At 61.2% G+C, this 15,516-nt stretch carries 13 protein-coding genes and 1 tRNA gene; 5 read left to right on the top strand and 9 right to left on the bottom strand.

Annotated features, from left to right (window positions below):
* Positions 1–107 precede the first annotated feature (107 nt).
* From ispG to BLIJ_RS03925, 6 genes are all read right to left on the bottom strand, one after another.
* Positions 108–1,331 (bottom strand): flavodoxin-dependent (E)-4-hydroxy-3-methylbut-2-enyl-diphosphate synthase, encoded by a 1,224-nt coding sequence (gene ispG, locus BLIJ_RS03950; protein ID WP_012577164.1) that lies wholly within the window; start codon positions 1,329–1,331, stop codon positions 108–110.
* Positions 1,328–2,518: a 1-deoxy-D-xylulose-5-phosphate reductoisomerase gene (gene dxr / locus BLIJ_RS03945; RefSeq protein ID WP_012577163.1), complete on the bottom strand. Its 1,191-nt coding sequence runs from the start codon at positions 2,516–2,518 to the stop codon at positions 1,328–1,330. The genes ispG and dxr overlap by 4 nt, the downstream gene beginning before the upstream one ends.
* On the bottom strand, positions 2,515–4,218 hold the full coding sequence (locus tag BLIJ_RS03940; RefSeq protein ID WP_012577162.1) for a DivIVA domain-containing protein: 1,704 nt from the start codon (positions 4,216–4,218) through the stop codon (positions 2,515–2,517). Before BLIJ_RS03940 ends, dxr begins: the two co-directional genes overlap by 4 nt.
* A gap of 231 nt (positions 4,219–4,449) precedes the next feature.
* Positions 4,450–4,523, bottom strand: a tRNA-Val gene (locus tag BLIJ_RS03935).
* Between the two features lie 163 nt (positions 4,524–4,686).
* A complete protein-coding gene (locus BLIJ_RS03930) occupies positions 4,687–5,103 on the bottom strand; it encodes a DUF3052 domain-containing protein (protein WP_007053292.1) in 417 nt (138 codons plus the stop codon).
* Between the two features lie 115 nt (positions 5,104–5,218).
* Positions 5,219–6,100, bottom strand: coding sequence for a S16 family serine protease (locus BLIJ_RS03925; RefSeq protein ID WP_012577160.1), 882 nt, complete (start codon positions 6,098–6,100; stop codon positions 5,219–5,221).
* Between the two features lie 220 nt (positions 6,101–6,320).
* On the opposite strand from BLIJ_RS03925, the gene BLIJ_RS03920 reads away from it, so the two are divergent.
* Complete coding sequence (locus BLIJ_RS03920; RefSeq protein ID WP_012577159.1) at positions 6,321–8,057, top strand: zinc-dependent metalloprotease; 1,737 nt, start codon at positions 6,321–6,323, stop codon at positions 8,055–8,057.
* 69 nt (positions 8,058–8,126) lie between these two features.
* On the opposite strand, the gene BLIJ_RS03915 is transcribed toward BLIJ_RS03920, so the two are convergent.
* Entirely contained in the window at positions 8,127–9,701 is a 1,575-nt protein-coding gene (locus BLIJ_RS03915; RefSeq protein WP_012577158.1) for an ATP-dependent helicase, read from the bottom strand.
* A gap of 145 nt (positions 9,702–9,846) precedes the next feature.
* On the opposite strand from BLIJ_RS03915, the gene BLIJ_RS03910 reads away from it, so the two are divergent.
* Together BLIJ_RS03910 and BLIJ_RS03905 are read left to right on the top strand one after the other, a co-directional pair.
* A complete protein-coding gene (locus BLIJ_RS03910; RefSeq protein ID WP_012577157.1) occupies positions 9,847–11,502 on the top strand; it encodes a phosphotransferase in 1,656 nt (551 codons plus the stop codon).
* Between the two features lie 148 nt (positions 11,503–11,650).
* Entirely contained in the window at positions 11,651–11,875 is a 225-nt protein-coding gene (locus BLIJ_RS03905; RefSeq protein WP_007054042.1) for a DUF3107 domain-containing protein, read from the top strand.
* 60 nt (positions 11,876–11,935) lie between these two features.
* Here the strand turns inward: BLIJ_RS03905 and BLIJ_RS03900 are convergent, their stop codons facing one another.
* Entirely contained in the window at positions 11,936–12,829 is an 894-nt protein-coding gene (locus BLIJ_RS03900; protein ID WP_012577156.1) for a PHP domain-containing protein, read from the bottom strand.
* A gap of 137 nt (positions 12,830–12,966) precedes the next feature.
* On the opposite strand from BLIJ_RS03900, the gene BLIJ_RS03895 reads away from it, so the two are divergent.
* A complete protein-coding gene (locus tag BLIJ_RS03895; protein WP_012577155.1) occupies positions 12,967–13,704 on the top strand; it encodes a vitamin K epoxide reductase family protein in 738 nt (245 codons plus the stop codon).
* A 5-nt stretch (positions 13,705–13,709) separates the two neighbouring features.
* Here BLIJ_RS03895 and dapF read toward each other — a convergent pair whose 3' ends face one another.
* Positions 13,710–14,603: a diaminopimelate epimerase gene (gene dapF / locus BLIJ_RS03890; RefSeq protein ID WP_012577154.1), complete on the bottom strand. Its 894-nt coding sequence runs from the start codon at positions 14,601–14,603 to the stop codon at positions 13,710–13,712.
* 107 nt (positions 14,604–14,710) lie between these two features.
* Between dapF and murI the strand changes: the two genes are divergently transcribed.
* Positions 14,711–15,505 carry a glutamate racemase gene (gene murI / locus BLIJ_RS03885; protein ID WP_012577153.1) on the top strand — a complete coding sequence of 265 codons (795 nt, stop codon included), beginning with the start codon at positions 14,711–14,713 and terminating at the stop codon, positions 15,503–15,505.
* Positions 15,506–15,516 lie beyond the last annotated feature (11 nt).

Here is a 15,516-nt window from a genome sequence, read left to right as displayed (position 1 = left end):
CTGGTCCACGGCTTGGATCGAACAGTACGGCGATGCTCTTCTTCTTGCGACACGTGCGCTATTGTAATCTGACCGCGATATTTATGCCGAGGGCCTATTCGGCCGAATCAGTGACCGGGATGCTGGATTGGAACCACTACCGGGCCGGTGGAATTGACTGGCACTTGGCCGTCGGCCTCCATCTGGGCGGCGATATCGTTCGCTATGGTGAGCAGCGTGTCGACGATCTGATCCTCGGGCACGGTCTTGATGACCTTGCCTTTGATGAAGATCTGCCCTTTGCCGTTGCCGGAGGCCACGCCGAGGTCGGCTTCGCGCGCCTCGCCCGGACCGTTGACGATGCAGCCCATAACAGCCACTCGGATCGGCGCGGTCACGTCCTTCAGGCCTTCGGTGACGGCGGAGGCGAGCTGGATCACGTCCACTTGGGCGCGGCCGCAGCTCGGGCAGGAGATGATGTCGAACTTGCGGGGGCGCAATCCCATGTATTCCAAGAGTTTGCAACCCACCTTGACCTCTTCGACCGGCGGCGCGGAGAGGGACACGCGAATCGTGTCGCCAATGCCCTCGGCCAAGAGCGCGCCGAACGCCAGGCAGGATTTGATGGTGCCTTGCCAGGCGGGGCCGGCTTCGGTGACGCCGAGGTGCAGCGGCCAGTCGCCCTTGGATGCGAGCAATCGGTACGTTTCGACCATGGTGATGACGTCATGGTGTTTGACGGAGATCTTGAAATCGTGGAAGCCGACGTCCTCGAACATGTGCGCTTCCTTCAAGGCGGAGGCCACCAGCGCTTCCGGAGTCGGGCCACCGTATTTGGCGTACAGGTCCTTGTCCAGCGAGCCGGCGTTCACGCCGATACGCAGCGAGATGCCCGCGTCTGTGGCGGCCTTGCAGATGTCCGGGCCGACTTCGTCGAACTTACGGATGTTGCCGGGGTTCACGCGCACGGCCGCGCAGCCGGCGTCGATGGCCTGGAACACGTATTTGGACTGGAAGTGGATATCGGCGATGACCGGAATCGGCGATTTGCGGCAGATTTCCGGCAGCGCGTCGGCATCGTCCTGACTCGGCACGGCCACGCGCACGATGTCGCAGCCGGCGGCGGTCAGTTCGGCGATCTGCTGCAACGTGGCAGGCACGTCGGCCGTGAGCGTGTTGGTCATCGACTGCACGGAGATGGGGGCGCCACCGCCGACCGGCACCGGACCCACCATGATGCGACGGGACTTGCGGCGCGGGTGCAAGGGCGATTCGCTGGTCAGATCGACCGGATCACCGGTTTTGCGGAACGGCTTTTCGATGGGATTTTCCGTATTCAAGGTATTCATCATTGCTTGTTTATCAGGTCGTCGGCGCGTCGGCGGGCTTCAAGCTCAAGTTGGTTCATTTCCTCCACGTCCGTGAACAGCGGGTTACCACGAAGCTCGGCGTCCATCTGGTCCAGCACGGCTTTGACCGTGTCCACGATGCCGAGGTATGGCAGACGATGCTCGAGGAAGGCATGCACGGCCTGTTCATTGGCCGCATTCAGCACCGCCGTATGCTTCTCGGAGGCGGCCAGGCAGTGACGGGCCAGTTGCACGGCGGGGAACGCCTCATCGTCCAACGGTTCAAAGGTCCAAGTTGCGGCTTTCGTCCAGTCGCACGCGGCGGCCACATTGGCCATGCGGTCCGGCGCGGACAGGCCCAGCGCGATGGGCAGACGCATGTCCGGCGGCGAAGCCTGGCAAATCGTGGCGCCGTCCACAAATTCGACCATGGAATGGACGATGGACTGCGGGTGCACGGTCACGTCGATGCGTTCAGGCGGAACGTCGAACAAGCGGGACGCCTCGATGACTTCGAGCCCCTTGTTCATCAGCGTGGAGGAGTTGATGGTGACAACCGGCCCCATGTTCCACGTCGGATGATGCAGCGCCTGCTCGGGAGTGATGTTCTCCATGTCGGCACGTTTCCAACCGCGGAACGGTCCGCCGGAGGCGGTGACCACAAGCTTGGCGACTTCGGCGTGGGTTCCGGAGCGCAGGGATTGCCAGATGGCGGAATGTTCGGAATCGACCGGGTTGATCTGGTTCTCGCGTACTTGGGCGCTGAACAGCAGATGACCGCCCGCGACTACGGACTCCTTGTTGGCCAATGCCAGCTGGGAACCGGCCTTGAGCGCCGCGATCGACGGTTCGAGGCCGATGGAGCCGGTGATGCCGTTCAATACGACATTCGCACCGGATCCGGCCATGGCGATGACCGAATCCGGACCGCCGGTCACGCGGACACCTTGTGCGCCGGCCTGTGCGAGAGCTGCTTGCAGTGCTGGAATCTTGGTCTCATCAAACACCGCGACTTCGGACACATGGAACTGTGCGGCCTGTTGCGCCAGCAGCTCGATATGTGCTCCGCCCGCCGCCAGACCGGTGACGGTAAATCGTTCAGGGTGACGCGCGATGACGTCAAGTCCTTGGGTGCCGATGGATCCAGTGGATCCGAGAATGATGACGGTGGAGTTGGAGGCTATGCTCACTGTTCCTTCTTCGTATCGTCATTGTTCAGTGTGGGGAACGACAGGTCGGGGATATCCGAATCGAAGTTACCGACAAGCGGGAACAGCAGCGGGAACGAATCGTTGGAATCGTGCTTATCCTGTGACGGCTGAGCCGCTTCCGTGTCGTGGGAGGCGGCAACGTATTCAGATGATTCCGCAGCCGGACGGGAGGTCGTGCTGTCTGCAGGCTGACTATCGGATACGCGAACCGGAATGGAGTTCGTGTTACGATCCGGCTTGCTGGTGGGAGCAAAGGAGACCGGCATGGCAGCGGACGCAGCCTCGTCGGCAGTGCTATTCACAGGCTGCGCTGCCGGGGCGGAAGGTGCCGGGGATGAAACCGAACCCGGTACCTCATTCAATTTCAGCGCATTCGGTGTATCAAGGCTGGGCATCTTGGGAGCGAAGGACGGTACATCCACCGCCGGAAGTTCCTGAGAAACCGCAGCCATGTGGGCGAGAGCGGCCAGAGAGGAATCGTTCTGCACCATATCCACGGGCTGTTCCGCGAACACCGACGGGGTCGATGACGGAGCTGCGGATTCGTGTGACGACTGTGCCGGAGCAAACGAGGGGGCGTTGCCAGCGGTCGCACCGGAAACCGGCGCGGACGGGGCACTGACGGGAGGCTCAGCCGCAACAGCTGCGGTAGGAGCCACGGAAGGCGTCTCGGAGACGGGCTTCGCCGCAGACTCGTTGGACGCATGCACCGGGTATGCTGCGGGAGCAAAGGAAACCGGCTGTTCCGCATTGGTGCTATTGGTGCTTGTGGAAGCATCGAACGATGCAGGAGCCGGCGCATAGGCGATCGGTGCCGCCGCGGCCGGCGCTGCGGGAGCAACCGGAGCCGGAGCAGTGAACAAGCTCTGCTCGGCCTGATGCAGGGCATCGAATGATTCGTCATGAGCAACGGCAGACGGCGCAAAACGTTCGTCAGTTGCCGGGCGCTGCGTTCCGGAAGCGAACAATGGCGAGACGCCGTTCGCTTGAACGGTCACGTTCGTGGCGGTCTGGGCAGGAGCCGCGGGCTCGCCGGACACGAAATCGGCCACACGGGCATAGGATTCCAAGCGACTCAGCAACTGCACGCAGGCATTCAGGAAGTAATCGACCTGTCGCTCGTCATAGCCTCTCTTGCCCTTGCGCTGGGTGAAGATCACATTGTTGACCGTATCCGCATTGAGATCGGCCAAAGACCGTACATCGTCTTCGGTCACGCCGTCAACGCCCAATGCGGCCGCCGCCTTGTCCACAATCTGGTCGACCAGACGATCCACCTGCTTCTTATCATACGAAGGCTGCTTGGGCGCTCCGGACTTGAAGCGTTCGCGCTCGTTACGCTCCGCATGGTTCTGGACTTCGTGATACAGCTTCTCGGTCTTCGCCTTCCACGTCACACGCCCATGCTGTGCTATCTCCCATGTGGTCTGCTTATCGACCACGGCACGTTCCAGACGTCCAAGCGCGGCGTCAACCTGTGCGATCACATAGCCGTTCTTGCGCAGATCAAAGGACACGTTCTGAATGTCATGCTGGGTGAGATTCATGCCCTCGCTGTCATACAGAGCATGGGCGCGCTCCAGGAAAGCGTCCACCTGAGCGGGGTCATACCCCCACTTGCGCTTGCCCGCACGTGCGATGCCCGACTTGCCGTCCCCTTCACGAAGTTCCTGCGCCATCGGCTATTCGACCTCCTGCTGGATATAAACACTCTGCCACAACTTTACGTGACTATTGAGACGCATCTGACCAAGAAGACCGAAATTCACGATTCTGTAGCAGTACTGCCGGTTTCCTTCTGCACGCATCTCACTGAGATTTCAGAACCTTTGCCGAAGACTGTCAGGGAATATCGTCACAGCCCACATCCGTGGAATGAGGGGATTGCATGAAGTGATGAAAAATGAAAGTGGGCAATGAGGGACTCGAACCCCCGACATCCACCGTGTAAAGGTGGCGCTCTAACCAACTGAGCTAATTGCCCGCAAATGACAACAATAGCGTATGGCCGGCACTGCGCGACACGTGGTGTCGCATACGCGTGCCGTAGCGCTCAATCGCAATGACATTCAGCCACGCCCAGCAGCACTACGCAGCACGCGACGCCGGTCAACACGCTTAAAGTCAAGCGTATTGATTGAGGCTTATCAGCGGCCCTTGCCGAATGCGCGCAGGCGGATGCCGTTCCAGTCCGAGCTGACGGTCAGCGGGGTGGCGGCGTTCATACCGGCGGTCTGTGCGGCGGACTGCACGGTGGAGGAGCTGGCGGCACCCGGGCGGCCGGGCTTGGGAGTCAGTATCCACAGCGGGCCGTCATTGCCCAGTACCGCGTAGGCGTCAACGATCGTATCGGACAATTCGTCCTCATCATCGCCGTCGCGCCACCATACGATGACGCCGTCCACAGCGGAGTCGTAGTCCTCGTCCACGAGATCCTCGCCCGTGAGCTCTTCAATCTGGGCACGAATGGAATCGTCCACATCGTCGTCCCAGAGCCACTCCTGGACGATATCGCCGGGCTCGAAACCAAATTCTTCAGCGTTCTGTGATGCCGTTTGATTCACAGGGGACACATTAGCAAGTCTTCGCGAACAAATGCGTTAACGCGGCCGAAAATCGCCGCATTGTGGGCAGACCCATGCGAGTCGTCTCACCAGAAACAACGACTGGCCGCGCGTGTCATGCCTCGCAATGAGGCAAATCGTCGGCCTGCCCCTTGCCGATGGCCACCAACGCCTGATACGCCTCGTCCAGCGTGGCGACCTTGACGTCGCGCAGACCATCCGGCACGCGACCGGCCACATCCGAACAATTCGACGCGGGGGCCAGGAACCATGTGGCACCATCGCGCTTGGCACCAAGCATCTTCAGCGCTATGCCGCCGATTCTGCCGACTTTGCCGTCCTTGTCTATGGTGCCGGTGCCGGCGATGGTCTTGCCGCCGCTCTCGTTGGCGGGGGTGAGTTTGTCGATGAGACCGAGCGTGTACATCATGCCTGCGGACGGTCCGCCGATGCTGTCCACGTGCATCGTCACCTTGGCGTGTTGCAATGCCCTGGCGTCAATGCCCAGTTCGTCCGCATGGGCTTTGGCATGCGCCAGACCGACGGCACTGGCCGAATCCTGGGAACCGGCCATGTCCTGTTCGACTTTCTTCTGATACTGGTCCGCACTCTGGCCCACCGGTACCGTGGCCTCACGCGGCATGACCTCCACCTGCGGATTGGCCCAGCCCCAGACGGCCTGCGCGTTGATGATCGGGTACCCGGGCACGCCGGACGCGTTCACCGTGGTCAGCAGCAGCTTGCCGGAATCCTTATACGTCGTCACGCCGGTACCGGTGATGTCGATAACCGCACCATCCTCGACCTTGCCCAGCACGTCCTGGGTGGGTCCGGGCATCTCGATGACGTACGGGCTGGGCAGCAGCAGAATCACCACACCAAGCAACACGGCGAATGCACCGACGAAATGGCGTTTCGGACGAGCGGCCGCATAGGCCCGAGCACGGCTGATTCCACGAGATAGGCGCGAATCGTGCTTCACTTCGAACGATGGCATGTGCTCATCCCCCGCTTCCGAATCCGCAGTCGGGCTCTTCTGCTCTTGGACGAGGTCTGGTTTCTGATTCCTGTGGCGTGCAAACATACCCTACAGTGTAAGTGGAGGGCCGAAATCAGCCGAAAACGAACATAAACCGAAAATATTGCTCGGCCACAAGCGAACAGGCCCGGGCAGACCCTACACTTGGGGTAACACACCGCGGCAAAGAAGGATACGCATGGACGACAACGCGATTCACGAGTGGCTGATCAAATGCTTCGGCCCCATTCAGGGTGAGATGGCCTGGCAGCAGATCAGCCAGTTGCCTGAGGAGATCCGTGAACAGCTGATGAGTCAGGACCCCAGCCGGCTGCCCAATCCATCCGAAGTCCAGCAGATGATGGCCGCGTTCAGCGCCGGCGGACTCAACACGATGGGCGATATGCAGCGCACTGTCGAGGAAGGGCCGATCAACGTCAAGCTCGCCAAGTCGATTGCCTTGCAGCAGGCCAACACCTCCGGTTCCGCGTCCAGCGTGTCCGCCGTGGATGGCGAGGCGGCTCGCCGCGCGATGAGTGAGGCGAACCTGTGGCTGGATACCGCCTGCGAGTTCAATCCCGCGCCCGGCGATCCGGATGTGCTGACCCGCGCCGGCTGGGTGGAGGGCACCATCGACCAGTGGGCGAAGTTCGCAGCTCCTGTGGCCGAGTCGATGAACGACGCTTTGGCTTCGGTGATTTCAGAGCGTCTTGGCGGCGCGTTCGGCGATGGCGAGATCGCCGGCATGTTCGCCGGACCGGTGCCGATTCCGATTCCCGACGGCATGAAAGACCCAGCCCAACTGATGAAGCTGCTGGGAAACACGTCCTTTGCCATGCAGCTGGGGCATGCGGCCGGCAATCTGAGCCATGAAGTGCATGGCAGTTTCGATCAGGGCATCGCATTGCTGAAGAATCCGGCTGGTGGACTGATTGCCCAGAACGCCACCGAATACGCGAGGATGCTGAACGGTGAGGCTTCTGCGGCCAAGGCCGACACGGCCGGCACTTCGGTGGACGCGACCAATCCGTTCTCCGCCTCCACCGACGCTTCCGCCAATCCCATTGGCTTCACTTCGGCCGGCAACAGCGATACTCCGGCAACTGACGGTACCGCCCAAGTCTCCGGCTCCGACGCCTCCGCCGACGCCGCCGCGTTCGAGGCTGCGCTCTCCGGATTCGAGACCACCGAGAAAATCCCCGAATCTGAAGTGCTTTCCTTCCTGGCCCTGCAGGAAATGGCTCACGCCCGCCTGTATGCCTCGGTACCGTGGCTGATGCCGCGTTTCGAGGCGCTCATCGGCAAGTACGCACGCGGCATCTCCATCGACCTGGATGCGATGGAGGAACAGCTGCGTGACGCCACGTCGATGGATCCGGAGTCGATCTCCGGCGCGGTGAACCTCACCAAGGTCGGCATCCCCGACACCCCCGAACAGCGCGAGGCGCTCTCTTCGCTGGAATCGTTGCTGGCGATGGTCGAGGGCTGGGTGGATTGCGTGGTGTGGCGCGCCGGCATGGCCCACCTGCCGCATATCGAACAGTTGCGGGAGATGCTGCGCCGAGAACGGGCGATGGGCGGCCCGGCCGAACGCACGTTCGAGAGTCTGCTCGGCCTGCAGCTTCGCCCCAAGCGCATGCGCGAGGCCGCCGGATTGTGGGAGATGATCACCGCCGCCGAAGGCCCTGAAGGCCGTGACGCCAAGTGGTCGCATCCCGATCTGCTGCCTTCGCTGCCTAGCGACAAGCCCGCAGTTGGCGCGTCTCCGTCGTCCGACGCCCCTTCAGGCTCCTCTTCCGATGCCAACGGTTCCGCTTCCCACCCTGCCGCAGACGGCAAGACCGGCGATATCGATTGGGATGCCGAACTGTCTAAGCTGCTCGGCGAAGATGGCGAAGACAGTGAAAACGGCAACTCGGAGGATACGCAGGCATAGTCAACCGGCCTTCAGCCAATTCCCGCTCCTGAATGTTCAGGAGCATTCAGTATGCATGAACGACGCCCGTCACAAAAATCGTGATGGGCGTCTGTGTTGCGCTCCATAACCATCCTTGGTCCGCGCATACGACAGATGCAGCGAATCCTCAGCTCGGGTGATGCCCACATACATAAGCCGGCGTTCCTCTTCCAGCGCATCCCCCGTTTCCGGCGAACCGTACGGCAAGAGCCCTTCCGAACAGCCGATCAGGAACACGTGCTTGAATTCCAGACCCTTGGATGCGTGGATCGTGGAAATCGTAACGCCGGGATCGTCGTTTGCGGCAAGTCCGGTGGCGTCCAAACCCATCGCCTCCAATAGTGCGCGTTTGGACGCGGCATCGTCGGCGAGCGCGGATGATTGCCATCCCGAATCCTTGCGGACGCGGTATTTCAGTCTTGCAGCGCGCAAGGCGGCACCGAATACCGGCTGTTGGGCGTTGATGCGGGTGAGGATCGCGCAATCGGACGGCTTGGCCCCGTTGGCGACCAACCGGGCGATGCGTGCCGCCACGCCCTGCGCCTCTTTCATATCGCTCTCATAAGCGGTTCGGGTAACGCGCGGGCCGGATTCGCGGGCGGAAACCAGTTTCAGGTAATCCTCACGGTTCGGCGCGGCCGCAAGCACCCGGTTGGCGAGGTTCACGACTTCCGGCGTCGAACGATAGTCGGTGTTGAGATTGACATCGGCGGCGAGCGGCCCGAATTCATCGGCGAAACGCAGCAGATCCCAGCTGGAGGCACCGGCAAACGAGTAGATGGTCTGGGCCGGATCGCCCACGACGCATACGTTGCGGTTCATCGCGCTCTTGCCGTCAGGTCCTCCCCCGCCCAGCCACAGGGTCAGCAGCCTGTGTTGCAGGGGCGAGACGTCCTGATACTCGTCGACGGTGAGCCAGCCGATGGTGGAACGAATTTGGGCGGCGGCTTCGGGAAAATCATCCATGATATGGCATACGAGCAGCAGAATATCGTCAAAATCGATTTCGCCACGCGAGGTCTTTTCCTGCTCGTAGGCGCTGTAGACGTCGGCGAACCGAGCGGTGTCGAGTCCGGCGGGCGGTTGCCTATGGGCGATGGCACAGGTCCGTGCATAATCTTCCACCGCCACCAACGAGATTTTGGCCCAATTGATTTCGGCGAGCACATCGCGAACGGTCAGCGGATCGGCATCGGTACGTGCGGTGGCGCGGATGATCGCGCGGGAGACGACGTCACGCTGATCTTCGATCACATGCGGGAATGGAGCCTCGCATATGTCTGACCAGACGCTGTTGAGCTGATGCAATGCCGCTGAGTGGAAGGTCGCGGCCGTGACTCCGGCAGTTCCCGCACCCGAACCGGAGCGTCCTGTACCTCCCCCTACGCCGAGCTGGCCCAACCGTGCGCGCATTTCCGCCGCCGCTTTTACCGAAAAGGTGACGGCAAGCACCCGCTCCGGCTTCCATGCCCCGGTGGCGCAGGCATAGGCGATCCGCCGCGTGACCGCGCGGGTTTTACCGGCACCTGCGCCGGCGATGATGCGCACCGGCCCTTGCAACGTAGTCGCGGCGGTACGCTGCCGCTCATCGAGCCCCTCAAGAATCCCCTGCGCCTGTTCCATGCGTCCATTGTGGCACGATTCGCGCTCACGGCACGACTCACGCCTATGGCTGAATCGGGCTCACGACAAAACATCGCCAGAATCATGCGTTTTGCGTGTCATTCTGCGGTGCGAATCGCCACGGATGTATTAGTGTGGAAGGGTGATGAAACGTAGCGATTATATGTTGGCGGCACTCGCCTCAGCCGTCCTGCCGAATCTGGGGGTGGCCGGTGTACGCGAGAACGTGCAGGCCAGCGCAACCGACGAGGCCAAAGGCATCGATCAGACCGTGATCCAAGATGCCTCGGGCAAGTTGTACGACGTATACGCCACTGACAGCAAGGAAGGGCGTACACGTCTGATTCGCCGTGTGAAAGCGGCGCAGACACTGGCAGCCGCGCGCGAGCTTGGTGGCCTCGGCTTCGATATGGACCGTGTGGTCGCATTCGTCCCGGGAGACGTTTCCCAACCCGGCCAGACGGCCACCGCACAGGCCGTGGGGCAGCAGGCCCAGGCGGAGTCCACACCGTTGACCCCGCGCAAGCCCGGTCCCACAGGCGAGACGACCGTGATGATCGCCGTCCACCGTGATGGTCAGGCACGTCCTCTCGACCTGTTGACATTGGATGACTGCGCGGCCGTCGGCACCTCCATCGGAGCCATTCATCGTCTGCCTTCGACTTTTCTGGCCAATGCCAAATATCCGGTAGTCACCACCGGTCAGATTCGTTCGCAGCTGACCGCCTGGATTCGCCGCTTACGCTCCGCCGGCCATGTTCCCCAAGAAATCACCGACAGCTGGGCGCGCATCATGGACACCGAGGGACTATGGTCGTTCTCCACCTGCACGGTTCACGGCGGATTCTCCGACGGCGACTTCCTGTTCTCCGGTTCCACCATCACCACGGTGACCAACTGGCAGGATATGCAGGTCAACGATCCGGCACGAGACCTTGCCTGGATTTTCGGCAAGCTCGACGAATCCCATCGCAACGCCGTGCTCTCCGCATACGGCCGCATGATGGGCTCTCGACTTGACGATCTCATCATGCTCAGGGCCAACCTGTGGCTGCAGATGGAACAGGTGGGCGAATTCATTCAGGCGTTGAACCGTGCGGACAACAATCGCATCATGCAGTTCAAGGCACAGGTCGAACGACTCGCACACCAGTTGGGCGTGATCAAGCACACTCCGGCATCGGCCCCAGCCGCAGGGTCGGCCGCCGCCGCGTCGACGAAGCCCGGTTCGCCTTCCACAATCACCGTCGGCACATTGTTGCAGGACGACCGCCATCAGGCACCCGCACAACCGCAGCAGTCCGACACCGGTACCGCGGCGGCCGAGGTCTCGGACGACACGCCCGACCCCGATCGCACCGGTTCCGCTGACATCGTGGCCGCTGGTGACGTGGATCTTACCCCGGAAGTCGAACCCGATGCTGACCGGACCGCCAATCACCCGCAAGCGAGTGTCTCCGGCACCGCAACCGGTACAGGATCGACCAAACCGCAGCCCTCACATGGCGCTTCCCATTCTTCGGTGACGATCACGCTGAAGGAGCTCCTCAGTATGAACGGGCATAGCGGCACGACGTCAACCGACGCTTCCCCTGCGTCTCAATCCGCCGCCCCGACCGACGATGCGGTGAATGACGATACTCCGGACAGTCTCGTTCAGCATGGAGCCTCGAGTGCCCAAACCACGGTGATTCCGCTGCTGGAGCGGGAAGAACGCGCTCTGCGCGATGCCCGTGCCGGGTTGGACGGGTATGACAGCGAGGGCAATCCGCTGGCCGAATCATCCGCATCATCCCAATAATGTCATGTGCGGTGTTCCGCGCCACGCCGAGCGCGTAACACCGCACATGACGACGCAGACACGCGGCACAATAGAGTACAGAACCTCGGCCGGCGACGGCCACTTACCATGATGTTCGTCACAAAGACGGCAGGACAAGGAGCCTTATATGGATATCGAACTGGGCATTCAGAACGTGGCACGACCGGTGAACTTCAGCACCGACGAATCAGCCGACAATGTGAGCCAGGCCATCGCGCAGGCCGTGGCCGACAACGCGACGATCGATCTGACCGATGACAAGGGCCGTCGCATCATCGTGCCCGCCAAGGCACTCGGTTACGCGATCATCGGCTCCGAAACCAAGCACGCCGTCGGCTTCGGCACGCTGTGACCATGAATCGCGCATAAGCGTCCTTGAGCATTTCCTCGAGGACGCTTTTCTATTGCCGAATCACCGATATAGCGGAAGCACGCCGCGATGAACGATCTCTTCGACAGTGGCCTCATCGGTGAGGTTCTCCCCCAGTTTGTTCGGTTTGCCTTTGCCATGCCAGTCAGATCCACCGGTGACCAGCAGCTGGTGCCGGCGGCAGATGGTGAGCAGCCGTTCTCGTTGCTCCGGTGAATTGCCACGGTGCCATACCTCCAGCCCGTCCAATCCCTCGCTGATCAATGCCTCGATCTGGTCATCGGACAACAGTCTGCGGTTACGGCTCACATCACCGGCATGGGCGATCAGAATCACACCGCCCGCTCCCTTGACGGCGGACACCACTTCATGAGAGGTCGGCGAAGGCGTGGGAATATAGTATTTGGATGAGGCGCTGACCGCATCCGCAAACGCTTCCGAACGAGTCCGATATACGCCGGCACTCACCAAAGCATCAGCGATGTGAGGCCGGCCAATGGTGGTTTTGCCACCCTCTTTGACTTGGGCGAGCACGGATTGCCAGGTAATCGGATAATCACGAGACAACAATTCGACCATGCGCTGCGTGCGTTGCAACCGTGCGGCTCGAGTATCGGCGAACAAGTCCGTGATGTGCTGATTCGTGGGATCATACTGGTAGCCGAGCATGTGTACGGAGACGTTCTCATCCGTGGCGGTGATTTCGGTGCCGCGGAGCAACGGCAAACCGACCCTATGGGCTGCGGCTTCGGCCTCCGGCCAGCCGGCGGTGGTGTCATGATCGGAAATGGCCACGCCCTTGAGTCCCAATGCCTTGGATTGTTCGGCCAATGTGACCGGCGTTTCCGTGCCATCCGAGAAGACGGTATGGCAATGGATGTCCCACCCGACGGCGGGCGGCTCCAAAGGCATCACATATCCAGTCATACCTTCCATCGTAACCTCATCTCAGCATTCCCACGCAAGGCGCAGACAGGTCGTCACCTTCTGCCAACGGCCAAGACCAGACATTCGGCACTCAGCTGACAACCGCAGAGGCTAATCTGGAGCGCAGCGCTATCGAAAGGGGCATGATGACTCGTAACACCGCAACCGACACATCATCCAGCACCACGAACACCACGCCGCTTGGCTTGGCGGAGACGCGACCGTTGATTGGATGGCGCCACAGTGCCACTTGGACATATCTCATCATGCTGATCGCCTCGGCAGTGGCATTGGGGGCCTCGCTCATTCTGTCCGCCGAGACTTTGCAGTTGGCTAGGCATCCGGAGTCCGCGCTCGGCTGCGATCTGAACTCGGTGGTGTCCTGTTCGGCGGTGGCCCAGTCCTGGCAGGCGGAAATCGTGAAGTTCGGCGGGCTGAGCTATCCGAACGCGTTCTTCGGCATCGCCGCCGAATCGGTGTTCATTACCATCGCGGTGATCGGTTTGGCTCGTGTGAAGGTGCCGCGTTGGTTCGCGACCTGCACGTGGCTGGGCGGACTGGCCGCTTTGGCCTACTCGTACTGGCTGAGCACACAGTCGCTGTTCGTGATTCACGCGCTGTGCCCGTGGTGCCTGACCCTGATGTTCTCCACCACCATCCAGTTCATGGCGTTGAGCCATGCGACCGTGGCCGTGCAGGGATTGCCGTCACGTAAGGCTGTGGCGGCTGATGATAGCGACAGCGAGGCCGATGTCGCGGCGGTGCCGGCCGGACTCAATAAGTATTATCGCCTCAACATCGACCTCATGGTCGACATACTGTGGATCGTGGCGATCGTGGTACTCATCATCGTCACCGAAGGCGCGGCCCTGTTCGCTGCCTGATTCCTTTACAACAAATCGATATCGGCGACCAGCGTGGCTGCTCCGGTCAGCTTTACGTCGCTGTCGGTGACGTCCACGCGCAGGGTGCCGCCACGTACGGTGATGTCCCAGTGGCTGATGCCGGTCTTGGCCCGCAGCACAATGCCTGTGGCGCACAGGCCGGTACCACAGGATAGGGTCTCGCCGCAGCCACGCTCGTTGACGCGCATTGTGGCCTCGCCCACGCCGGTGTTCTGGTCGATCTCGTCGATCCGCACGAATTCCACGTTCTGATCGGATTCGATGACGGGAGCCACCACGGGCTTGGTGACCAAATCCAGTGATTCAACCACTGGCAGGGACGCGAAGGCATCCTCGATCACCGCGACCACATGCGGGTTGCCCATATCCACGAATGTACCGCGCGCCGAGCCCTCAGTGCCGGGGATGGTGACCTCGTAGGCATCGGTTTCGCCGACCTTCCACTCCCCCATTTCGATCTGGAAGACGTTGGCTCCGTATGGCTTCGTGTTGCTGCGTGGAGTGAGAATCTTGACGCCGGCACGGGTGCCGAGGCGGAACGGCTCGGTGGAGTCGGCCACACCCTCGCGTTGGGCGAACAAGGTGATGGCGCGTGTACCATTGCCGCACATCTCCGCCAACGATCCATCCGCGTTGCGATAGTCCATGAACCATTTCGCGCCCCCGGCTAGCACAGCCGAAACCTGGTCATCGCTTAGGTCGGACACGAACTCAGGACGGGTCAGACGAATCAGGCCATCGCCACCAATGCCGAAGTGACGGTCGCACAGGAATCGAACCTCATCGGCGGTGGGCTCGAATTTGCCGGACTTGTCGAGGTACACCACGAAATCATTGCCGGTTGCGTGTGTCTTGGTTACTCGTTGCGGAAGACTCATGGCTTTCAGAGTACTCTAGGGAGCGAAACAACACCGCTGAAAATCGGCTTTATGTTCGGTTCGCGGCAACATACGGTTGCAGGCATGGCTATAGGGAGGATTCAGGCATGAGCTCTTCGGCTCCAATCGGCGTATTCGATTCGGGTCTTGGCGGTATTTCCGTGGCTCGCCAAATCGCCAAGGATATGCCGGCCGAGCATGTGCTGTATTTTGGCGATTCGGCCAACGCCCCGTACGGCATCAAGACGCCTGAGCAGGTGAGGGCCCTGAGTTTCGATATCGTCGAACGGTTCGTGCGTCAAGGCGTCAAGGCCGTGGTCATCGCCTGCAATACCGCCACTTCCGCCGCGGTGAACGATTTGCGCGAACACTACGATATTCCGATCATCGGCATGGAGCCGGCCCTGAAAGTGGCGTGCGACCGTGGTGACGTGCCTTCCGACCCGCATCATATTCCTCAGAGAGTGATTGTGGCGGCCACTCCCCTGACCTTGCGTGAGCGGAAGTTCGCCACACTCATGGATCGATTCGACTCGCAGAACACCATTTTCAAGGAGCCTTGCCCCGACTTGGTGGAGATTGTGGAGTCCGGGCGGCTCGGCGACCATGATCTGGTGATGCGCACGCTGCACGGCTACTTCGATCAATATGACATGGAGCACATCGACTCGGTGGTGTTGGGTTGCACGCATTTCGTGTTTTACCGCGACTACTTCCGCGAGCTGCTGCCTGAACGGGCCGCCGTCATCGATGGCAATGAGGGCACCGTGCGCCACCTGGGCGTGGTGTTGGAATCTCTGGGCAAGCTGGCGCCCGAAGGCGCTACCGGCGGCGTGGAGCTTGCCAATTCCGATCCGTCCGAACGGATTGCCGAGTTATCACGCAAATTGTTGAACGTATGAGCCAAGAAAGA

The sequence above is a fragment of the Bifidobacterium longum subsp. infantis ATCC 15697 = JCM 1222 = DSM 20088 genome (assembly GCF_000269965.1).
Classification (GTDB): domain Bacteria; phylum Actinomycetota; class Actinomycetes; order Actinomycetales; family Bifidobacteriaceae; genus Bifidobacterium; species Bifidobacterium infantis.
This window is presented reverse-complemented; position numbering and strand designations above follow the sequence as displayed.